Source organism: Microbulbifer sp. NBRC 101763, from assembly GCF_040371615.1.
In the GTDB taxonomy this organism is placed as follows: domain Bacteria; phylum Pseudomonadota; class Gammaproteobacteria; order Pseudomonadales; family Cellvibrionaceae; genus Microbulbifer; species Microbulbifer variabilis.
The window spans coordinates 452898-474281 of the sequence record NZ_BAABQV010000005.1; the positions used below are offsets into that span (position 1 = coordinate 452898).

Genomic DNA, 21384 nt, shown 5'->3' on the forward strand with positions numbered 1-21384 from the left:
CTTTTCTTTAAGGGCCTTGCCCCCTTGAGCGAGGCGCATATTACCGGATTGGAATTTATTGTCAACAATTTTCGCGCCAAAAGTAAGAGTTACTAATCTTGGGCCTCTTCAGAGGGAGCAGAAACCGGTGCAGCCATCACATCCACCTCATCCACACTCACCTCCTGCATAATTTTGCCCTGCCGATAGTCGGGATCAATCAAGTGACCAGCTATCTTCACAGGGATTTCCATTGGAATTAACTGCTCCTTAGGACGCGCCAAATCCTGCTCATTGAAGTTACACACCCCAGTAGGAAAAATGCGCAGCAAATCATCAATTCGTCCAGTAATTTCTTCCGTGTGAGGACCATATACGCCTTTTGCCAAGGCTCTCTCTACAGGCTGTAATGCACACTTGAAAATATCATCAGTAATCGGTGCACCGGCCACCTGCCTGGAAGTGCTATGAATCGGGTACTCGCGCATACATTTCCCGGAAGCCAAGCCGTTCCATTCACCATTCCAAACTTCAGGGCCAGCCGCTAGCACATTGCCCTCCCGGTCAAAGCAGCGGTCGTTGGCACCTTCAGGCCGATTGCCTACCACACCCTTCGAAGGATTATTAATAATGTTCTGCATCCAGCGATCAACTATATCGAGCGCTTCATCCACTGGGTTGTGGTCCTTGTGACTCACCCAGATCAAGTGGTTGTCTGCATGACCCCGAGCACGGCGAATACGCTCACGTGCAGAAAAAGAAGCTGAGCTATGGTGCATATCGGGCTCTTTATCCAGATAGTGGCGCATATCCACTATCGGAATCTCAACATCTCCTAGAAAAACATGGCCCGACCGGTAGATCCCATTAATCGCCTCCATACTTGCGCGGCTCCGTTTTGCCGGCTTTGCAATTGTACCCAAGTTTAAATTTTGCTCGCTCCAAACAGATAGCTTCACTGGCAATAAGCCTCCGTTTAGAAACCACAACTTTTCATCACTCTGGTTTTCCTGTGCCTTCCACCCTCCAATAGATGCATTCACCTTTAAAAAGGTATCGATGCTTATATCCCCATTTACCAGTGCCTTTAAACCATACTGAACACCTTCATTATCCCAAGTACTATTGGCATAACCATTCTCTCCAGCGCCATAGAATTGACGCAGGTTCTCCCAATGAGTCCAGTGGACATTATCTACAACAGAGGTAGAAAAACTCTTAAAAAAATGTACAAAGTTAGGGTTATTAACCAAGGGCACTAGCCCTCGCCACCCTTCCACACACTCCGTTGCCCCTCGAGCTCGGTTCCTATAGCGGCTATCAAATAAAGAAGCTGCAACGTTGATCATGTGGAAGCGACTATTCACTTCAGGGTTCGCAGCGAGCCCCTGAAGAATTGAACGCTCCTCTACACTCTTCCAGCGAGGATTATCGGCATCCTGCACATCAAAGAAGTATTCCAGCGGCTCACAATCGAATGCGTAGATAGTCTGAGTGACCATATCCGGATACGAGTAGAGAGGGATTGCAGCATCCAATAAACCAGGGGCATTTTGGGCAAACAAGTACTGCTGGATAGCCCCCCCCGATCCACCTATACCCACTGTATACATTGGCTCGCCATAAAGGGCTTCGAACTGCTTCTTTAATCGACGCGCTGTATCCTCCGCCAGCCACATATTGTAGTGGTTGCGGGTTTGGTTTGCTGTCGAATAAACAATTGCATATCCACGCGCCAACTGATCCACTCGCCGCCTGGTTACATCGCCTTTATTGAGGTTACCTTGGCGCCCCCCAATACCGACACCTCCCCTAAATTGATAAATCAACCGCCGGTTCCAATTGCTGCCATTAGGTGCCTCTGCAGTTTCCCCATCCCCCCGCAAAGCAGCAATCGCATAGAAATGCCGATTAATAGTGCCTGTCTCTACGCGTATAATGAAATCCACTTGGCGCCCATTTACAGTCACTTTATCAATATCATTTCGCGCCTCAAACAGATAGCGAAACTTTCCATCAGTTGTACTGCGATAGAAATAGGTAACCTCAGTTGCATGACTACAGTCGCGACTATACCCAATAACTTCCTTTGTTTTTTCGCCTGCCTCATTCAGCGTAAAAACAGGTACCCCCTCTTTCACCTGGTTATCGACCAACGGCTGTTTATTCGTAATGGCATTTCTACCGCAAAAGAATGGATACTTGGATGGACCGGTAAACAGGGTCTCCACAGGGCCAACTTCACCTATCGAGATCGGAAATGGAAAGTATTCTGGCGGGCGAGACATCATCCTCGGATGAGGACCAGTATATGCAGGTGTAGGGTCATAATTTAGTGCGCCACTAGGCACCCCCAGTACAGGAGCATCTACTTTTCCATGTACTTTTGGCAGCTTCTCATACGCAACCCACGCAACTGCTCCCAACACAGCCAGCAAGAACAAGAAAAAAACTGAGAGAAACCATGCTCCCCTTGTCGACATAAACGCCTCCACAGCCGTCAACTTCTGTATCTGGTACAGGTTGATTATATGAAGGGATAAGCAAGGCAGCCGCTAGTTGGCGCCGGTGAGGACATCTAGGGCCAAAGTATCAGTAGCCGGAAGCAGATATCTTATCTATGGAAAGTCAAATCAAGTACTTATTGAAAGTTAAAAAGGAGGCGCTATGGCCCCCTCTCAAGACGAACTTAAGGAAATAAATTAGCCTTTAGTGATGACGCCTTTCTCCTGCAATGTAGAGATAATTATCTCCACTTCTTGTTCAAGAGTCATTTCAGCAGTGTTTAGGTGTAATTCAGGGGAGAGCGGGGCCTCATAGGGATCATCAATGCCTGTGAAACCTTTGATCTCTCCGGCTCTAGCCTTTTTGTATAACCCTTTCGGGTCCCGCGACTCAGCCTCTTCAAGAGGGCAATCCACAAAAACTTCTAGGTAAGGAAGATCGCCAGATTCGTGTATTTTTCTGACCATGTCACGATCATCACGGTATGGACTAATAAAGCTACTCAATACCACAACCCCGGTATCTGCAAAAAGCTTGGAGATCTCACCTACCCGACGGATGTTCTCCTGTCGATCTTCAGCAGAGAAGCCAAGGTTGGAGTTGATACCCAGGCGAATATTGTCCCCGTCCAAGCGATAACTTAGCACGCCCCTAGCGGCCAGAGCCCTTTCTACAGCAACTGCCACAGTGCTCTTGCCAGAACCAGACAAACCAGTGAACCAAAGGGTCGCGCCTTTATGACCAAGGATTTCCGCCCTTTTCTCCCTAGTCACTTCACCCTCATGCCAATGAACATTGGTCGCTTTGCGTTCAACTGTAGTAGTCACCGATCACTCCAAGATTTCACATACCATTCCTATGCACCCCACCATTAGCACCAAGTACCAACTAGCGGGGAAGTTTGGGCGCCAATTATCAAGGATTCAAGGGGATGACGTAAAGGGATTGCTTATAGCTATTTTGGGGGCGGAGGTTCATCCAGTGAATAATAAATGACGAACTAAATTGCCCTAAAAGCCAAAAAAAAGGAAAAAACGACTACTTAGAAAGGGAGAAATTCCCCAACTCCATTGGATAGCCCCAAAATTACTCTCCCAGGCTCAGCCACCAACTCAGCTAGACTTCACCCACCTAATATAAGGTCGCAGTATCCATAAGCTATGGGGAGAGGTCCAAGATGGGGCAAATCATCATATTATGCGGTGATTTTACTGAAGATTATGAACTGGCAGTTCCATTCCATTGCCTGAAGATGCTTGGACATGAAGTGAAAACCACTAGCCCTGGCAAAGTTGACGGCCAATACATCACTACATGCATCCACGACTTCAACGATCGCTATCAAGCGGTTACAGAGTGGGAGGGGCACCGATTTATGGTTGATAGAGCATTAAATGGGGTAGATGCGAATGACTACGATGCTATCATACTTCCCGGAGGTCGCGCCTGCGAAACCTTGAGAAACGATCCACTCGTCAAATCACTAGTAATAGCTTTTGCAGAATCCCAGAAAGTCGTAGCGACAATCTGTCGCGGACTCCAGATTCTACTCGCCACGGGCCTAATGAAAGACCTACCAGTAACTGGTCACCCTGTATGCCAGGCTGAGGCAAGCTTAGCAGGAGCACACTGGAAAAAGTTGAGTTTTGATGAGACGCTTGTTAACAAGAATTTCGTGATGGGCACAGAATGGCCAGGGTTATACGCTTGGCTTCGTGATATTCGGACAGCTCTAAAGAGTGAGTCTCCCAGCTAACACCTAGGCAAACCCATTTTAAGTATCTTTGTTAATGCTAGAGAAAGCCTCTTATCTTATCTCCTGCTGACTGGCCATCGCTGCCCGATAAAAAGATCGAGCTACTCTCGAGCTTTTATAGAAATCATCACATCCAACACGAACCCTGTAACAGCGTGTGTGGCTCGACCCATTGATTCTAGCTGAAATGTAATTACTATTCCGAGCCTGATCGAAGGCACTCTAAGCCACAACATGTTGAGCCAGCCCCCAGCAGGGCACCTCAAATTACGGTAGCTTCCAGTTAGAAACCTGAAGCCTTATATAGTCAAATTTCGGCTACAGGTGAGGAAAAGAATTGCCTTTTGAGTCACCCAAAAAATTAAATAATCTATTACCAACGAAGGAATAAAATGAAGTACTTCCTAGATGCGCTTAGTAAATATGCAGACTTCTCTGGACGTGCCCGTCGCACTGAATTTTGGATGTTTACCCTGATTTATTTTGTACTTTCCATCGGTATAAGCATACTAGATGTTGTGCTTGGTATCGGGTTCCTTGCAATCTTATTTGCCCTTGCAATGCTAGTCCCAACTATCAGCATCACTGCACGCCGCCTACATGACACTGGTAGAAGTGGTTGGTGGCAGCTTTTGAGTCTGATACCACTTATTGGCGGAATAGTTCTAATTATTTTTCTAGTACTTGATAGTACAGAGGAGAATAAATGGGGCATCAGCCCAAAATTTGCATAATTGACATGTAGGCAAGTTAAATTATTGATGTGGCCTAGACTCAAATCGGCCACATCATTCCTCTCACTCTAGGCCTAGCCTTTACAAAAACCATTAAATTTCTTAAAAGTTATAGAATTTTGCATATCCTCGATATAGCTATGCAGACTCGAATCCCTCTTGAGCATCTTGCAATGCCTTGAACTAACAAAATAGCCTGTGAGGTATGGTGGACTATAAACCAAAAGCGGCCCCTTCTAACATTCATCTATTTTCCAACCCACCCCTGCCGCCTCCCACTGGATATTTAATTGGAATCCAAACCATCCGTAATCAATTAACCACTTATCACAAGGACAACACCGCCAAACCGGAGTTAATACAGCTCTAATCTCTTAAGCCCTGCATTATGTATGGGCTCTTTAAGGCTCCCATAGAGAAACTCGTAATCAGCCTTAAGCCGCCTATCCACGTCGTTGGAAATTAGAGCAATCCTGTTTTTACATGCAATATGTCTTTCAAGCAAACAAGTGCAATAAAGCCCCGTTAATCTGGTTAAAGATATCGGGGTCGTGCTAACCTCTGACTCCTATAGGTAATTGAAAAACCCTACAATTCATGGGGTTTGGCTTTGAGAAAGGGGGTATTAGCCAATGGCAAAGAGCGTTTTAGATAGGTTCAAGATTCGCAAGGGAAAGGTTTTTGAGGCACCGCTGGAAGAAGCATTTGGCCGCTTGGTTACTCCATTTGAAGAGTTCATCCATCGCCAAAGCAGTAGTGGGATTTTGCTAATGCTATCAGCACTGGCAGCGCTTATTATCGCTAACTCCCCTCTTCAAGATACCTATAAACACCTACTACATATGCCTATCAGCTTAGGTACAGGTGATTGGGAGCTTTCTCTGTCTTTACACCACTGGATCAATGACGGCCTGATGGCCATCTTCTTTTTTCTAGTAGGGCTGGAGCTTAAACGTGAATTTCTTGTAGGAGAGCTCTCCGACCTGCGTCAAGCTGTATTGCCTGTAATGGCGGCTATCGGCGGCATGCTAGTACCTGCTTTAGTTTATACCTCTTTTAATATTGGCGGAGAGGCAGGGCGTGGATGGGGTATCCCCATGGCTACTGATATTGCTTTCGCAGTAGGATGCATTGCGTTACTAGGGAACAGAGTTCCCCGTGCAGTGGTCACTTTCCTGGTTGCCCTAGCTATTGTTGATGACCTCGGCGCAATCCTCGTGATCGCCATCTGGTATACCGAGCAGGTGAACGTTATAGCTCTAATCGCATCTGGAAGCCTAATTGTAATAATGGGGCTTCTTAACGCTGCCGGCGTACGTCGATCATCAGCCTACGTATTCCTTGGGATACTATTGTGGTATGGACTTTACTTAGCAGGCGTTCATGCCACGCTTGCAGGCGTCATTACCGCTATGGCATTACCTGCCAAGCCAAAATATGATCCTGTTGCTTTTAGCACATTTGTAAAGGATATTATCCGCAGCTTTGACCGCTGCTTCCGCCCAGGTGACAAGATTATTGCCAACGATGCACTACGCGCACGTGTTATGGCCCTGGGTAATGGCGTGAGCCTCGCCCAATCCCCCCTGCAGCGTATGGAAACCCGTTTACATATCCCTGTTGGCTTTCTTGTAATCCCAATATTCGCCCTCGCTAATGCTGGCATCCCATTCGATAGCTTTAGTAGCTCAGCGGCAGTTTTTAACCCAGTGACTCTTGGAGTTATAGGAGGCTTGGTCTTTGGTAAGCTCGTGGGTATTGTGGGCGCAACCTGGATTGGCTGGAAGTTAGGATGGGGGAGATTACCCAAGGCAGCTAATTTTCAACATATAATCGGTGTGGCATTGCTCGCAGGTATCGGCTTTACCATGTCAATCTTTATCGCCGAGCTTGCGTTTAGCTCCCAGTATGAGCTACTAATTCAGGCCAAAGCTGGCATTCTACTAGCCTCTGTAATAGCTGGAACTGCGGGCTTTCTAGTATTACGCAATGCTCCTGCGACCACTACCACTGATGATGATGAAGAGGCTCAAGGCGACGACTTCGATTATCCAACTCAATCTTTATCCCAGTAAACATTAGCTTTAGCGCAACCTAGAAAAACTGAATCAAGCACCCCTTTGGCCGAGTAAATTCTTGTTACTCGGCCTTTCAATTCTACGTTCTGTAATAATTAACCATGATAACAAGCGCACGCTGAAGTTAATGATCGAGATCACCACTTAGCAAGGTTTAACCATAAAACCAGCATCGCTGCTTGCATAGTAGCATTCAGATTTTGCAAACCTGCCCAAAACCTTTCTACGTAAGGCCAAGCTAAACCAATAGATTAAACCCCGACAAAGCTATACGCACAGTATTTCTCTAGCTCCAGGAAGTTAAATTCTGACTAAAGTTACATCACAATGCGCATGATTCACTATACCATTTGCCGTAGATCCAATAATAGAACTCAACCCTTTCTTGGAATGAGTACCCAGCACGATTAAATCTACCTTCCTCTTCACAGATTCCTTACATATGATTTCGTAAGGTTTTCCTACCTTAAGAGCCCTGTTCTTTTTGGAAATACCAAAATCGGATACGATATCTTCAAATTTCGGCAGAGCACTCTCCTTTAACTCCTTCTGATAATCCCTCGGCAAGAAGCCATAAGGCAACACATTTAGAACAAACAATTTACTTTCAAATTTCTTCGAAAGCTCTACCGCTTTTGAAAGAACAAGCCTGCCTTCATGTGATGCCTCTATAGCACATAGAATGCTCTTATACATCTTTTAATCTCCTATGGTATATTAATGCTCTTCATGGAAAAAACACCTAAACAAAACCACAAAATCAAAATTACCAGTACATTAACCAGTCAAAATTTGACCGCCCCTCCCTCTATAACCCCCTTGGAAATCATGTAGAATTTATCATCATTAGATCAAAATCACGAGTTAATTAGCCAAAAAACAATAAAACGACTTCAGCAATAAAATCATCGCTGCTTGGACATTCACCTCGAAACTAAAACCCCTATGAAACTTTTACTATCCTGAACCAAGAATATCATGTAGGCTTAAAACAGTATAAGCTTGTTAAAATTAGAGCAATAACAAAAAGTTACTCCCTGCTAAAAAACTGAGTTTTTAGCAATATAGAGAAGGGTAAGTTGGATGAAGCAATTACAATTAGAGCTTACAGCATTACTATTGAACGCAAAAGCCAAGCAGAGAAGTATTTATCGTCAAGATAACTTATGCCTAGCCTAGGAGTTTTCCACTCTTAACTAGGCCCTCTATTCACAAATATGAAATCAGATAAGCCGAGAGTGCTGACTTCATAAAGCCTGATATAGATAAGACCCGATTAAGATGCCGTACATCATCAAGGTTATATCGAGAGGCATAGTATATAGACTTGCGACCTTAAAGAAAGTAAATTTAAACCTAAAGGCAGCTTATAGCTTTAGGCATCTCGGCGTAATTAATGAGCCGCAAACCGCGAGAAAATATACCTCCTAGACCGGGAGCCAACAGCACCAAAATACTAATAAAACCACCTACCACTGCGTATCTATATTGCAAAGTGTACTCTCACCCATACAGACTTCTATGAATATGGCCCGCTGATTTTACAACAACCATTGGCAATCAGGCTTCATGGATCAAAAGTTAAAGCTGCCAGTGATGTTAGAGATAGACCTCAGAAGGGAAGTGGCATAAAACCCATATCTATACAAAGAAATACAATCAACAGCTGATATGTTTATCATGCCTAAATCGAAAATATCCAGGGAAAGTAAATATTTTAGATTAACCTTCGCTCTTCCTGCCTTCCGGTTTCGAAAACATCGAAACACTCACTTCTATAAAATTCAAGCTTTTTGCCACCACCTGCTCTCACCTAAATCAAAACACTAAGATTTGTGAGCAATTTTTAACCAAGATCCCTCACAGCTTTTATCCCCTCACCTGCCATCTCAGTATCAACCCCAAACCCAAACATCTCGACAGGCTCTCTGTGCCGTCAATCTAACAGTCGTTCGCTAAATTCAGATCAAACTCATTGACATTTTAAACACTCTTAATTTCGTTTTACCATTAAAAATTAAACGTTACACCATCTTTCTGTAAGCATGATTCGCTCACCCCAAAATAGTGCAGACTTCCTAAATTTTGGAAAAAACTCAGGATCCCACCCCCGATATCATCAATTATCCAAGCCAGATGAATAATGTAAAAATATGTTTAGATAGCTTCCACAAGAGCAAGCTTGGCCAGTTAGCATGTCAATTTGGAAGATAGACTTAGAAATATCCAAAAAATCAGATTAAGTGCATACCGCCATAGATGGCTCAAGATCAAAAAAGGAACCACCCAATTCAACTTATTGATCAATTATCTTGGCTTAAGATGAATATAGTAAAGTCGAAGTAAAATCTACTTTTGATTACAGCTATGTGCAGTTGTTCAATCCCCTACATATCTGTTTCTCATATAATTGCCTGATTATTTGCACCTATTCACAACTCTGCATCGGAGTCTCAGGTAACCAAGCCAGAATCTAGCAGACCGGCACAGGCTTTTAATTAATGGAAATATTTCGAACTAACAACTACTTCCACTTGTCCAAATCACAAATAGCTTTTAAGTTTACATATAAATCTCAACCATAAAGATTGAAAGTTGGTAGAAAGTATGCTATCCATTTGTTAGCAGCTATAAAATTTTATCAATAGGAAGTATCATTCGATGAAAAATAGTAATATATTTTTACTGATTATAATCACTGCGATGGTTTCTAATTTTGCTACTGCTAATAAGCCCTCCCCATCGGAGGCTTTGGCTGCTCGGCCTCTACATTCAAACAACCTCTATAACAGTAAGCTGCCTAACAATGCCCTACCACTATCCTCTATAATTACCATTTTAGAGCAGCATGATTATACACCAATAGACATAGAGTTTATGGATGACCACTGGGCCATTAAAGCCTATAAAAACTACCAAAGATTTGAGCTGAAGGTAAACCTTTTTTCTGGAGCTATTCTCTACGAAAGAATTAGCAGCCATTAGGTTGCACTAAAAAAGGTGGGAGGTTATAAATATTCACCATTTTAAGTAAATTCAGGGTACGCCTCTTCAAAAAGCCTATATTTAGCTTATGATTACTGCGAGGTTTCAGCTAATTTTTAAGCACTTTTTTGCCCAAAATGCTATATTATCAAAGTGTTTCACTCTGCACTTGGTGAGAGTTCTATTTTTTAGCACACAAACAAGCTGTACATATAAGCACCACTTAACTCAAAATTTAATCATCCATACCCCATCTTCCAATAACTGAAAGTTTAAGGTTGATTAATAAGATACTCTTAGGACCTCCCGGCATAGACAAACAACCCTGTATATTTATTGACCCAAAATACAGTGACGTACATATAGGGCTGATTGATACCTTAAGCAACCCCCACCCTTAATCAGCTGTCTGCATATTAAGTCATACAGATTACTATGACGAAGCCGGTAAGGGTCTTCCACTAACCATGGATATTACTTCTTTAAAATCAAAAGAAACCTACTTAAAACCCCTTTCGCTAGATAGCCTTCACGAGCTTATTCACGTTATACTTCTGCCGTCCATATTCAGGGGTTTATGTGTGTCTAATTATAAATCGAGGGTAAATAGAGGTATGATGAAACTAGTTGGTAGCTCAATCGGAGCTTTGTCTTTTCTATTAGGCTCAAGCAATATACTAGCGTATGGAGATGGCGACGACCCTCTCTGCAAATATGGCTGCCTTATGTCGACTAGTGCAGAAGTTACTGAAATACGAACATACACTCACCAGGCTGAGCTAGTCGTCGCCGTTGACACGGGGTTTGAAGAGTGTCCAGAAGGTGGGTTCGTTGCTAAAGACTCCATTAACCGTATGGAATTAACATCGCTACTTTTGAGTGCCTTTCATTCTAAAACTCCAGTAAAGCTTCAGGTCTATAAAAGCAATGAATGGTATGCTTCGGAAGGAAAGACACATTGTATGATTAGAGCTGTTAGGCTGTACCAGAAATAGTATTAGATGGCAGCTGTAGCTGCCCGCGATCCCAGGGGCGCTATATTTACAAATAGATATATCTATCTTTCAGTTATCTATGCCAGCATAAAAAATCATCATCGATAGCTAATTTAAAGTATTTATAACGTTTAAAAAGAAATTTTTTATTATTTCAATAATGACAACCCTTTCAGCTCTCTTTACACAATCATATGCATATTTAGAATGTGGCTACATCGATGTAAAAGGTATCACAGTGCAAGCAACTCGCGATAATGGTAGTGCTTTTGTAAATACATTACGTACACACGTAAATTATCAGGGAGATTGTAGCGGGGTTATGTATACCTACCTTAAAAATTCAAAAGCTTCTTACCCAAGGGTTTTATCTACAATATTATCTGCACAAGCTTCAGGAAAAAAGTAAGTGTAAATGTTAAAGAATCAAGCGATATATCTTCAAATGCACATGAAATTGAATGGATTAACAATTGGGAATGATGAAATTACCATTGGGTTAATTGGTATCATAAGCTGCGCATAGCAGACAGTTAAAATCAAGCAGCCCCAGATTAGGTCAGGGCTACTTTTCTGCTTAACAGCGCGGCACACGTGTAATCTCAAATTGTATACATTTAGGAATCTGAACATGTTAAAAAAATTAGTTTTTAGTTTTATGATTAGCGGGATATCTATGAGTTCTTTATCAGCTTCTCAGGATATTGAAATAACAGGTATAGGCATAAGTGAATCTACGAAAACTGTCTATATAGGCGTTTATCCAAGCATTTCTGATACCCCATGCAGTGGAAGCTCACAAGTAAGAATTTCTCTTGCCAGCAGCTTCACTGCTAAAGAAGTGTATTCAGCTGCATTAACTGCTTTTGCTAGCTCAAAAACAATCAATATAGGATACGATGATTCAAGCTCAGCAGAGTGCCTGTTAAACAACCCAATAATACAGACGCTCTACATTAAAAAATAGCCCCGAAAAATATTTGAAAATACGTTATCAAAACTAACAAATGGAGAAACACTGATGAGAAAGATTATTTTATTTAGCCTTTTCCTATCAATGGAAACCTTAGCAAATGGCTGGAGCGGAATTCGGGATATTGAAATGATACAGCAAAGGGAGTGCTCATCGGAGAATAAAGGCTTCGAGATTACGTTCAAAACTGATCACAAAAACCCTGACAGCTGCTCCAACCCTCGAATTGTTAATTTATCTTGCACACAGCCAGGTTATGAAACAATGGTTTCCATGGCGTTAACAGCATTGGCCACAGGAAAAGGAATTGATACCTGGGTTGCCGGTTGCGACTCAGAGGGACATGCAAGAGTAGCATCAATGACATTACGGCCATAGATTAACTAGGACAACTTTTGGTTATTGACTTCATTAGCTACCTCTCACGGTCAACCAAAATAAATAGGAGAAAATATGAAAATATCTATAATATTACCTTCAATTATTATAATGTTCACATCAGCACTGGCACATTCAGGGGCTTCGACAGAAGGGGGAATTGAACGCCTCTATTCCCAAGAAGAAGACCCTTAACCTTAAGGTAAGTTATGTCAGGAACCCAAACTTGATTCTTGCTTTTAGGCACAGCTCCTTCCGATCTAAGGTTCTCCCCAGAGGCTAGGAAACGCTTTATGCCTGGTGCCCTACGTGTCACTCTCGTAACTCTGGCTACGACTCCTAATTCCTGCATCAGCCGGGCTACGAGCTTACGGCTAACTTCATAGCCCTTGGTCAGCAGGGCTTTCCAAATTCTTGGACTACCATAGCGCCCTGCAGAGTCATCCTAATCTTTTGAATCTGAACCTTTAGATCATCATCTTGGTGTTTTCGGTGCGATCGCGGCCTCTTCAGCCAATCATAATAGCCACTGCGCGATACTCCTAGCCACTGACAAGTTCTTTTGATACCTAGTTCTGATCCAAACCTCTGGATAAATCGATATCTTGCTGATGTTCCTCCGCAAGAAACCGTTGCCACTTTTTTAGCAAATCAAGCTCCTGCTTTAATTTACGATTCTCCGCCTCCAAACGCTTTACCCTAGAAAGTTCCTTTTCTTTTCTAGAGACTACATCAGTAAGCTTTCTTCGCTTATCTGCCAAAATCTTCCCTTCCTGAAACGCTTTTCACCATCGTGACAGCATGAAAGGGTGAATGTCGAGAGTTTTAGCCACTTCCTTAACTTGAATGCCCTCTATCAAGCTAAGCATTACCGCTTTCACTTTGAATTCGTTTGAATACTGCCAAGTCTTTCTAGGTTTGTTATATTTTGGCATAAGACACCTCGTCTATTTGACTTTGGTGTCCGTTAAAACGGGGCAAGATCACAGTCCGAGCAGTTGCGCTTGTTAGCCATTATTGGCATCGTAGCTCCAGCTGGAATTGATTTTTATGCTCTGGACATCTAAAGAAATAAACCAGTCTAACGTATTTCCACCTGATACTCGCTTCATCTTCAGCATCCACTTGAGCGTAAAATATCATCTCTGAGTTACACTCAATACAGAAACCTTGAACGAAGCGAGGGTAACCGCCTAAAAGCGTCGCATAGTCATTTAGGCAACCGGCTCTCTCTACAGCTTCTTCATACTCTCCCCAAGACGAATCGTAATTGATCTTGCAATATAAATCACTTACTTCTTCGGAGGCAGAATCAAGTCCTTCCCGGTCAGGGAGAACCTCAACAGATGAATATTTTACCTTACAGGGTGTGGGCGCGAACTCATCATTCTTAGTTCTAGTTATTTCGTTAATTAAAGATTCATTGTACAGCTTCACTAACCATTACCCCTTTTCTTCATCGCCAAGCTCCCATGGAAAGCATTCATTGCAATAATAGAAAACGAAGAGCTGTTGTTTTGCTTCACTGTGAATTTGGGCGATAAAAGTCAGCTCTTTCTTTCAGGTCGGGCATGACGGCCTAGTATCTCTTGTCTCAGCATAGGGTAACCCATCAGACTTAGTTTGACAGGAAACAACTGAAGCAGTCTCATCAATTATTTACAGCAGGTTATATATCTTTGTCTAAATAGTAACCAGAGATAGTGAGCCATTGACTAAAATCGGCTGGTTCAACTCCCCGCTCTTGAACACATTTTACCCATAATTAAATCAATAAATTAGAGGAGGGTCTTTCTGTCGATGTCAGCTATGGCTCCATAGTTTGGTCCTTCGTACCGGCGATACGGCCATTCCACCACTGAATACGACGGCCGGAAGGGAAGGCTGGGACACAAGGGCGCCCCAGCCTGCCAGCGGTTTAAAACTTAGTCAGCACTTTTTGTGAAATGCAGGCTGTCTTTCACCCGAACCCCGGTATTTGGGTCAGTTACATACCAAGTCAGCTCATAATCTCCAGCCTCAAACCAAGCAGGTATGTTTAAATAATTTCGAGTGTAGTCCTTTGCCTCAGAATAATTCAGCACGACATCCCGTGATTTATGAATGGGATAATTATCGCCGTCAGGAAATTTGAGCACACTCCATTGCTCAAGTGTCACCAACGATTGTGAAGAGTCTAAATTACGAATACTTGCATCATAATTGACTCTTCCTCCATAGGAAGGAACTGAAAATCCGGCAGGTTCATCAAGCACAATCGCCAACTGAGTGGCAGAGACATCACCCTCTATAACCAGCTCAAAATCCCAGAACTCCACATAACCACCGGACACATTGAATGTAAATTTACCTTCTCCATCAAGAAAATTTTTCGCCAAAATGCTAGTTTCACCTTCACAGAAGCTAATGTTTACCATCTGCTTGACAGGATTGGGGTTTTCCGGAGTTGGAGCATCGATAAAATAAAGGAGTGGCTGCGCATACGCTTGAGAGATAGGCATAGTGAAAGGTCCTGCTGGTTCACTTTCTACTCTGAAAAATGCTGCGCTTGCATCTCCATCTTTAACTTCCGTGTTGATACAAATTTTTTCAATACTATCGAATTGATAGCCAACATCTAATTTAACCTCGTATTCAATTCCATCTTCCATTTTAAATGGAAACGGCTCACCCAGGTCTATTTTTGTACTAATCGCTTCTGCCTGAACTAATGTCGATGTGCAGATTAAAGTGAAGCCAGCGATGGAATTTTTAAATACAGTCCTTTGCAAAGAACTGTTCTTATTTAGTTTTTTCAAAATTACAATCCATTACATACATTATAAGGTACGACAATATTTCGGACAGTTTTTTAGGACCAAATGCTGATAAATCAATACCTGTTCCTTGACAACCTATATTTTCCGTATGTCTTGGTAGCTCCAATCTGCGAAAAATTACTTTTATAGGTTTACTGGACTAATACTGTCGGAAGCATTGTATTTCACCCTTTCATACCCATCCAAAATTTTTTCCTCTTTAACCGTACCAAATAAAACAAAAATAAAGAAAACCTACTAATTAATCAGTTATTCCATTAAGTATTATTTAACGCGGATAACAATTGTGTAACCATCTCGGCTAATTCGCTAACCGTATCCCCGGTAAAACGATGCTTTTAATCACCCACTCAGATAGCCATAGCTGCAATTGAACTATATACAGCCAGACGATTTGCCACTTCGACAATGCAGTCAAATACCTGGCCTGCTACATGATCGGCAACATATACCGGCTGGCCTGCATCGGTCTGCAGAGTTTTGGTGGTTACATAAATGCTGAACATCAGATCACCGGCACCATCGGTCTGTACATTGTTCTGATCATCAATAACGGCAATGGTGCATTTAAGCACTGCATCCGCTTGAGCATCGCTATTGACGAGCTAGATGGACAGAGTTACCGTTTCGCGCACAATAGTGCCGGCACTGGGGCCGTCGCCGATGGTGTAGGCGAATTGCCAAGCCTGAAGATTTTGTACGGTTATTGGGGAAAGCTGGACATTATCTATTCCTTTGCTTAATCAGATTTATGCACGCCGTGAAGTGAGCTAGCTGCCCTGAACAGCCAACCCAGATCTTTCCAGACCCGGAACCTGCGACGTAAGCACTGCACTTATGCGGCAGGTTTAAAAACTGACCTTGCGGAACATTAAAAGCCGCTCTCATTTCCCTCCCGCGTTCTTGCATCCTTGACCTCGAATACGAATTTGTCGGTGGCATGTAGGCACCGTCACTGGCTTGGTCAGGGTTTCGTTGCCGCTTTTCTCTTTGCCGGTTATGAAGCCAGGCTAAGCAAGCAGTTGTATCTGGTGGATAATGCTCAGTATATTCCTGAACAATGGGGTTGCCGTTGTGCTGCATTATCTTTACAGCTTCATGGCTATAGCCGCAGGCCCTTCGAAAGAGACTCTCCGTCACGTTAGAATCTGCCAAATTTTTCCCCTTTTTATGGACTCAAAAAATTCGGAATGCTTATTCTTCCAATTGTTGATTGTTTGCTCTGTTACCTCGAAGAATTCGCCTAACTCTTTGTCAGTCAGACCCAGCTTGCAGAGCTTCTCAGTCTTCTCAGCGAATTCCTCCCTATAACTGATTCGCCTTGCTACTATTCTCCCTCTCTCAATCAAACACTCCAACTTGCTATCAATGCGCTGGAGTCGGGTTCTGATTTCAACTTTGAATTCAGCTATATATTTTTGCTCCAGGGCGAGCATGGCTGGTTCATGTTCTATTGCCTGAGGATTTGCAGTTATACCTTTCTCAACATCAGAGCCCCATATGAATAAACCAGCCACCAATAAGATAATTCTGGTTATTTGGGTAATCGATATGTTTTTACTAAGGTGTCAATATTCTGCTGCTTGGGTCATAGGCTTTACCAGGTAGAATTAATTTTTAACAAAATCTGATCGATATAAGGCTTGTTTTGGGATCAAAGAGGGCCTCAATTGCAGGCCTTCAGATGTCGAAATTTCCGGCAGCTCTCGTTCTAAAACAAATGGCCAAACTCTAAAAATTTATGTCCAATTCATAAAATCAACTAAGCAATATCCAAGTACATTCCTCATGTTAGAGCTAGGTTTGGGAAGTAAGAGAGAAAGCCTACTATTGCCACTTAGTTTTGCTTTACATAGGAGAATTACTATGCCATTCAGCGAGCCATGGAGAAGATACTGTTCCGGAGACTTTTTTTATGGATTTTCGGGAAGTAGAGCGAGGCTAATTCAGCAGCTAACGCAAAGAACCATGCAGGGTTTTGCCAGTAACAATACGGTCGCATGGCTTGACCAATTACTAACCGGTACTGCTGTACACGATTGTCATTACTTAAATGAAGACTTTAATAATTTCTGTCGTAGTAAAGAGAAATATAAATGTGTTGTATCAGATGATTCCAGTATAGAGCCACCCCAAACAGGGGAGGAATCTGTAGACAACAAAAGGTTCAGAAGAAAGAGCAAAGCTGGAATCGAATTCTTAGTAAAACACCATCACTTCATACATTTTGCAATTGACTATGATATGGATTGGAATGCCGTAATTACCAAACCCGGACAGGGAGAAGGTATGGTAGAAGCAAAATTTCCATTTGAAAGAAAAACAATGTATCAGTATGACTTCGGTGAAGGTTTAAAAAACCGTGTTATTACATATGCAGAAATAAGATTTATCTTTAGAAACAGGAATGACGCAGATTTCATGAAACGAATACAGTTTTGGTATCGAGATACCGCTAACCCTGATAGCGCGTTCAGTCCTGAAGCCCCTCCTTGGGAAAGATACCCTGATATCTGGCAAAACTATAAACCAAAAAGTGAAGCTTGATTAACTGACAACCCTTAAAAATCACTATTTATGGTTTGTCCGTCTGAGTACCATGCGTTTTGTGATATGAACGCATGGCACCTATCCCGAGCATGGCCGTTATCATTGAGAACAGCCCACCAGTTTCTAGCACTGGCGGTCGAGTCACCCCAGTACGTATTGAGCCCTTAGCGCTGTAGATAGCCCAGCCCCAACAGAGCAATGGATATAAAACAAACTGATAAGCGAGAGCCAAGCCCCAACCCAGCCAATCCAGGGATGCCGGCCAGCGACAAATACGCTTTTGTGCTGGACTCCAGCTTTGTCGACCTCTAGCTGCCCTTTAGCTTGAGTTCCTCCAGCTTCCGCACTTTCTCAGTACGTTTAACCGGGTCAGGCCATATACGCTCAATAGCCAATGAGCCGGTTTCAAGAATTGCCGTTAGTGGGGCTAAAGCCATCAGTAGCTCCAGACAGTTAGTCGGGTTAGCTCGCCAGTTATTGCCTCATGGTCATCCAGGTGAAGAAGTCGCCTTTTAAACTGTCCCTTTTGCTTTACCCCTATACCAGTGAAGCCTTCCCCTGGGCGATTTGAATCAACCGGTAAGCTAGACCCAAGGCCACTTGAACATCAACAGCCTGCCCAGTGATATGGGTCATGGTGGCGTTTAACCAAGCGTTATGTGCTGGGCAGCGATAACCGGAGTTGATAATCATTGGCTTACCAAAACGCTTCCTGACTCCAATCAGGCGCTTTAGCGTTTCATCTTTAAAATGATATCTCCACAACAACGACAATCTGATTCCGACACTGTAATGTAGCCGTTTTGGAACATGGGGCCTCAGGATTTTTCAGACACAAAAAAGCCCGCATTGAGCGGGCCTTGAGATTATAGGGATATTTAACTAGCCAAAGATTATTGCGGCCCTCCAAGCGCTGAGTAGGCGTTCGCTACAATCTTGCCATATTTTTCTCCGAGAGCCATACCAGTAAAAGTTTCCGCCACAAATTCAAGAGCATTCGTGGTCGCATATTGGCTTACATCAAAAGATGCATTTATCCATCCACAAGAGTTATAAGCTTGAGCTGTCGACTCTCTCTTCAAGTCCCAAAAAATTTCAGGATGAAAATGTTCATGCAATGCATGTCCCATTTCATGTATCACAACCGTTTTTATCATCGCAGATTCTTTAGGGTTTTTGAAAAGCTGTCGAGAAGTAACATCATACATATAGTCCGCAATACCACGAGCACGCCCCACTCCAGCGGTAACTCCACCTTTAACTGAAACAATTGGAGGTTTTTTGCTTGGCTTAGCTGCCGACATATGATTCTTGATTCTTGATCCTAGAAAAATAGTGATATTTTCACCGTTCATGAAGGCAATATTTTTTACCATTTTATGATCACTAAGATATATTATGATCTTCTTATTAAGACCTTTATGAAAATCAAATGAAGAAAGTATCTTAAAGGCATCACTGATAGCTGATACATACTGCCCCCTTGATCCTGAAATACTTCCTGTTTTTATAGTTACAGAGAAACCATGAAGGTTTTTAATTTCTGAAAGAACAGACACTCCCCCCTCATACACAAAGTGCCTCTGCTTTACAATTTCAGTAAGCTCATATTCTCGCCCACTTCTAATATCAGACAATCCTGCCATATTCACCACTTTCTATTTTTATTATCTAAATATACATCTCGGCAACACACATATTCAGTGTTTATACCGTGACCCATCATTCAATAACTATACATTTAAATTGGCAACACCCAGATTGCCATTTGGTGACACGCCAACCGTGAAAAGTGCTTACTTAGTTCCCAGCTCAGAAAGCACTGATGCCGGGGCAGACCTGAAGGAGGCTTTACTGAAGTGCCCTTTAGGCGCAAAGTCCCTAGAGTCAATCTTATTAGAGTGAATGACTAAGATATTCCAGATTAGATTTAGTCCACTTTCGCTACCATTTAGCTATAGAGAACAAGTACAGACATAGAAATTAAGACATCATTTTTTCAGGTGGATTTGATGCCTTACCCCCCCTCAACTATCAGCTCCTGGCCCTCCCAGATGGGAATTGGTGGGTATTTCTCATTTGCAGACAACAAGTGTCCTCGCCCTCTATCCAAGATTTTGCTTGCCAGCTGCCCATCAAATACCACTACCAAAACGTTTCCTTCTACTCGTGCCAAAGATCCGTCAGCAGCACGAAAATGGCTATCGTCCATCTAACATCAGTCACCTACAGGAGTGCGCATAATTTATTCAGCGATAATTGTGGCCGATACAAGAGGCTGCTTAAAATACTTTTCAATATTTACTGCCACTTACTACTGCATCGTAGAGCCCATATTTAAACTGCCAATTTGAACGACAATAGCTGTTTGCCCTACTCCTGTCTGTGTAGTTAAATAACTATTATTACTACCTATTTGAGATGTTATCGCTGTACTCAAGGTAGCTCCCATTTGAGAAATTTCTGCAAAATTCACAAAACCAGTCTGATTGATAACAGCCGTACTGGCAGTGGTGTTCTGCTGTAGTACTTCTGCACCATTCATTACGCCTATCTGATTGGCCACGGCGCTACTTAAAGAGGTTAGCGACTGACCAATAATGACATCATTTCCTAAACCTATTTGACTACTCAAGGCACTAGCCCCAACTCCCCCCCCTTGAAAAATCGAACTAAAATTATCTGACCCTATTTGATTGCTAAAAGTACTGCCTGCACTAGCTTCAAGTTGTTGAGAGACGGAAATATTCATGGAGCCAAATTGATTTATTACATGACTACTTCCAACACTCAAAGTTTGTACAGTTTGAGCGGCGTTCATAAGACCGACCTGATTAGTAAAGGATCTTGTATCTAGAGACTCAAATTGGCCATTAGTAGAAAAATTCGTAGATCCCAGTTGGTTTACGAAAATAGAACCCAAAGTAGTATCAGTTTGAAGAGAAAACCCTATATTTCCTTGGCCCTGCTGGCTAATCGAACTAAGGCTAAAAAAGCTGTTATCTTGTTGGAGAGATTCTGAACTATTTAACTCCCCAACTTGTGTATGGTTTACTGTACTATTGTTGGTGCCTATGGTTTGAGATACATCCGAATCATTAGAAACACCAATCTGTGTTTGGGTAATGAGATTGTTATGAGTAGTTGGATCTGCTTGATCTGCGTTGGCTGAATTATTGGACCCAACTTGAATTAATATCGCTGTATTGTTTCCCGCAAAGGCATCTAGGCTAATTACAACAGATACGGCAGTAGCTAGAGAGATTAACTTCTTCATTAGTAATCCTTATACAACAGTTGCACACATATATACATCTTGTCGCCATCGTTGAGCACGGCAGTCATTTTCGTACAATTTTATACTACGTATCGAAATGATTGATTTAGTAGCCAGCGAACTAAATACTGTATTCATCAAACAGTAAAATCATATATTGCTATGGATACTATCAGCGCATAGAAAGAGTCTGGAAAGAGCAAAACCAACCCATACTTCAATTTATAAGGTTGGATAAATCTATCTCTGAGTTAACCAAGTAATTCTGACACCTAAAATCGTACTCAAACAAAACCAACGGGATAAGTCTTGCAGAGTACTAGGCTAGGAACCATAGGATAAAACTCTTAATTTA

21 protein-coding genes and 1 pseudogene are annotated in these 21384 nt (G+C 42.6%); 8 read left to right on the forward strand and 14 right to left on the reverse strand.

The annotated features are described in order from the left end of the window. Positions 1-92 precede the first annotated feature (92 nt). Together ABWV76_RS14835 and cysC are read right to left on the reverse strand one after the other, a co-directional pair. Positions 93-2462 (reverse strand): DUF6351 family protein, encoded by a 2370-nt coding sequence (locus tag ABWV76_RS14835; RefSeq protein ID WP_353376412.1) that lies wholly within the window; start codon positions 2460-2462, stop codon positions 93-95. 219 nt (positions 2463-2681) lie between these two features. Next, positions 2682-3311: an adenylyl-sulfate kinase gene (gene cysC, locus ABWV76_RS14840; protein WP_353376414.1), complete on the reverse strand. Its 630-nt coding sequence runs from the start codon at positions 3309-3311 to the stop codon at positions 2682-2684. A 350-nt stretch (positions 3312-3661) separates the two neighbouring features. On the opposite strand from cysC, the gene ABWV76_RS14845 reads away from it, so the two are divergent. The 3 genes from ABWV76_RS14845 (at position 3662) to nhaA (ending at position 7049) form a co-directional block, all read left to right on the forward strand. Further along, positions 3662-4240, forward strand: coding sequence for a DJ-1/PfpI family protein (locus ABWV76_RS14845; RefSeq protein ID WP_353376415.1), 579 nt, complete (start codon positions 3662-3664; stop codon positions 4238-4240). 392 nt (positions 4241-4632) lie between these two features. Continuing rightward, complete coding sequence (locus ABWV76_RS14850; RefSeq protein ID WP_353376416.1) at positions 4633-4974, forward strand: DUF805 domain-containing protein; 342 nt, start codon at positions 4633-4635, stop codon at positions 4972-4974. 632 nt (positions 4975-5606) lie between these two features. Next, on the forward strand, positions 5607-7049 hold the full coding sequence (gene nhaA / locus ABWV76_RS14855; protein WP_020413127.1) for a Na+/H+ antiporter NhaA: 1443 nt from the start codon (positions 5607-5609) through the stop codon (positions 7047-7049). A 303-nt stretch (positions 7050-7352) separates the two neighbouring features. Here nhaA and ABWV76_RS14860 read toward each other — a convergent pair whose 3' ends face one another. Further along, complete coding sequence (locus tag ABWV76_RS14860) at positions 7353-7748, reverse strand: universal stress protein (protein ID WP_020413128.1); 396 nt, start codon at positions 7746-7748, stop codon at positions 7353-7355. Positions 7749-9713: 1965 nt separating this feature from the next. Here ABWV76_RS14860 and ABWV76_RS14865 point away from each other — a divergent pair. The 3 genes from ABWV76_RS14865 to ABWV76_RS14875 all read left to right on the forward strand — a co-directional run bounded on the left by ABWV76_RS14865 (position 9714) and on the right by ABWV76_RS14875 (position 12383). Continuing rightward, entirely contained in the window at positions 9714-10037 is a 324-nt protein-coding gene (locus ABWV76_RS14865) for a hypothetical protein (RefSeq protein ID WP_353376417.1), read from the forward strand. 1626 nt (positions 10038-11663) lie between these two features. Next, positions 11664-11999: a hypothetical protein gene (locus ABWV76_RS14870; RefSeq protein WP_353376418.1), complete on the forward strand. Its 336-nt coding sequence runs from the start codon at positions 11664-11666 to the stop codon at positions 11997-11999. A 54-nt stretch (positions 12000-12053) separates the two neighbouring features. Beyond that, the gene (locus ABWV76_RS14875) at positions 12054-12383 is read left to right on the forward strand and encodes a hypothetical protein (RefSeq protein WP_282953242.1); all 330 of its coding nucleotides are present in this window, start codon (positions 12054-12056) and stop codon (positions 12381-12383) included. A 115-nt stretch (positions 12384-12498) separates the two neighbouring features. On the opposite strand, the pseudogene ABWV76_RS14880 reads toward ABWV76_RS14875, so the two are convergent. The 5 genes and pseudogenes from ABWV76_RS14880 to ABWV76_RS14900 all read right to left on the reverse strand — a co-directional run. Continuing rightward, a pseudogene (locus tag ABWV76_RS14880) lies at positions 12499-12813 on the reverse strand (IS3 family transposase); the annotation flags it as partial. Between the two features lie 139 nt (positions 12814-12952). Further along, positions 12953-13144 carry a hypothetical protein gene (locus ABWV76_RS14885; protein WP_353376419.1) on the reverse strand — a complete coding sequence of 64 codons (192 nt, stop codon included), beginning with the start codon at positions 13142-13144 and terminating at the stop codon, positions 12953-12955. A 24-nt stretch (positions 13145-13168) separates the two neighbouring features. Then, positions 13169-13318 carry a transposase gene (locus tag ABWV76_RS14890; RefSeq protein ID WP_020411064.1) on the reverse strand — a complete coding sequence of 50 codons (150 nt, stop codon included), beginning with the start codon at positions 13316-13318 and terminating at the stop codon, positions 13169-13171. 79 nt (positions 13319-13397) lie between these two features. Further along, complete coding sequence (locus ABWV76_RS14895) at positions 13398-13820, reverse strand: hypothetical protein (protein ID WP_353376420.1); 423 nt, start codon at positions 13818-13820, stop codon at positions 13398-13400. 488 nt (positions 13821-14308) lie between these two features. Then, entirely contained in the window at positions 14309-15181 is an 873-nt protein-coding gene (locus tag ABWV76_RS14900; protein ID WP_245556637.1) for an RbmA family biofilm matrix protein, read from the reverse strand. A 455-nt stretch (positions 15182-15636) separates the two neighbouring features. On the opposite strand from ABWV76_RS14900, the gene ABWV76_RS14905 reads away from it, so the two are divergent. Beyond that, on the forward strand, positions 15637-15945 hold the full coding sequence (locus tag ABWV76_RS14905; protein WP_353376421.1) for a hypothetical protein: 309 nt from the start codon (positions 15637-15639) through the stop codon (positions 15943-15945). Between the two features lie 393 nt (positions 15946-16338). Here the strand turns inward: ABWV76_RS14905 and ABWV76_RS14910 are convergent, their stop codons facing one another. Then, the gene (locus tag ABWV76_RS14910) at positions 16339-16719 is read right to left on the reverse strand and encodes a hypothetical protein (RefSeq protein WP_353376422.1); all 381 of its coding nucleotides are present in this window, start codon (positions 16717-16719) and stop codon (positions 16339-16341) included. Between the two features lie 349 nt (positions 16720-17068). Here ABWV76_RS14910 and ABWV76_RS14915 point away from each other — a divergent pair, with 349 nt between their 5' ends. Beyond that, positions 17069-17749 (forward strand): hypothetical protein, encoded by a 681-nt coding sequence (locus ABWV76_RS14915; RefSeq protein WP_353376423.1) that lies wholly within the window; start codon positions 17069-17071, stop codon positions 17747-17749. 311 nt (positions 17750-18060) lie between these two features. Here the strand turns inward: ABWV76_RS14915 and ABWV76_RS14920 are convergent, their stop codons facing one another. From ABWV76_RS14920 to ABWV76_RS14940, 5 genes are all read right to left on the reverse strand, one after another. Continuing rightward, positions 18061-18189, reverse strand: a complete 129-nt coding sequence (locus tag ABWV76_RS14920; RefSeq protein WP_020411232.1) for a hypothetical protein — start codon at positions 18187-18189, stop codon at positions 18061-18063. 100 nt (positions 18190-18289) lie between these two features. Beyond that, a complete protein-coding gene (locus ABWV76_RS14925; protein WP_353376424.1) occupies positions 18290-18526 on the reverse strand; it encodes a D-Ala-D-Ala carboxypeptidase family metallohydrolase in 237 nt (78 codons plus the stop codon). Between the two features lie 119 nt (positions 18527-18645). Next, a complete protein-coding gene (locus ABWV76_RS14930; protein WP_020411233.1) occupies positions 18646-19398 on the reverse strand; it encodes a hypothetical protein in 753 nt (250 codons plus the stop codon). Positions 19399-19769: 371 nt separating this feature from the next. Continuing rightward, on the reverse strand, positions 19770-19964 hold the full coding sequence (locus ABWV76_RS14935; protein WP_353376425.1) for a S24/S26 family peptidase: 195 nt from the start codon (positions 19962-19964) through the stop codon (positions 19770-19772). Positions 19965-20066: 102 nt separating this feature from the next. Beyond that, positions 20067-21029 (reverse strand): hypothetical protein, encoded by a 963-nt coding sequence (locus tag ABWV76_RS14940; protein ID WP_353376426.1) that lies wholly within the window; start codon positions 21027-21029, stop codon positions 20067-20069. Positions 21030-21384: the final 355 nt, after the last annotated feature.

Excerpts from the sequence above, each read along its gene's own strand:
- nhaA (WP_020413127.1), top strand. The coding sequence starts at position 5,607 with ATGGCAAAGAGCGTTTTAGATAGGTTCAAGATTCGCAAGGGAAAGGTT.
- ABWV76_RS14865 (WP_353376417.1), top strand. The coding sequence starts at position 9,714 with ATGAAAAATAGTAATATATTTTTACTGATTATAATCACTGCGATGGTT.
- ABWV76_RS14850 (WP_353376416.1), top strand. The coding sequence starts at position 4,633 with ATGAAGTACTTCCTAGATGCGCTTAGTAAATATGCAGACTTCTCTGGA.
- ABWV76_RS14835 (WP_353376412.1), bottom strand. The coding sequence starts at position 2,462 with ATGTCGACAAGGGGAGCATGGTTTCTCTCAGTTTTTTTCTTGTTCTTG.
- ABWV76_RS14890 (WP_020411064.1), bottom strand. The coding sequence starts at position 13,318 with ATGCCAAAATATAACAAACCTAGAAAGACTTGGCAGTATTCAAACGAA.
- ABWV76_RS14870 (WP_353376418.1), top strand. The coding sequence starts at position 11,664 with ATGTTAAAAAAATTAGTTTTTAGTTTTATGATTAGCGGGATATCTATG.
- ABWV76_RS14915 (WP_353376423.1), top strand. The coding sequence starts at position 17,069 with ATGCCATTCAGCGAGCCATGGAGAAGATACTGTTCCGGAGACTTTTTT.
- ABWV76_RS14905 (WP_353376421.1), top strand. The coding sequence starts at position 15,637 with ATGATCGGCAACATATACCGGCTGGCCTGCATCGGTCTGCAGAGTTTT.
- ABWV76_RS14920 (WP_020411232.1), bottom strand. The coding sequence starts at position 18,189 with ATGGCTTTAGCCCCACTAACGGCAATTCTTGAAACCGGCTCATTGGCT.
- ABWV76_RS14860 (WP_020413128.1), bottom strand. The coding sequence starts at position 7,748 with ATGTATAAGAGCATTCTATGTGCTATAGAGGCATCACATGAAGGCAGG.
- ABWV76_RS14930 (WP_020411233.1), bottom strand. The coding sequence starts at position 19,398 with ATGGCAGGATTGTCTGATATTAGAAGTGGGCGAGAATATGAGCTTACT.
- ABWV76_RS14845 (WP_353376415.1), top strand. The coding sequence starts at position 3,662 with ATGGGGCAAATCATCATATTATGCGGTGATTTTACTGAAGATTATGAA.
- ABWV76_RS14935 (WP_353376425.1), bottom strand. The coding sequence starts at position 19,964 with ATGGACGATAGCCATTTTCGTGCTGCTGACGGATCTTTGGCACGAGTA.
- ABWV76_RS14940 (WP_353376426.1), bottom strand. The coding sequence starts at position 21,029 with ATGAAGAAGTTAATCTCTCTAGCTACTGCCGTATCTGTTGTAATTAGC.
- ABWV76_RS14875 (WP_282953242.1), top strand. The coding sequence starts at position 12,054 with ATGAGAAAGATTATTTTATTTAGCCTTTTCCTATCAATGGAAACCTTA.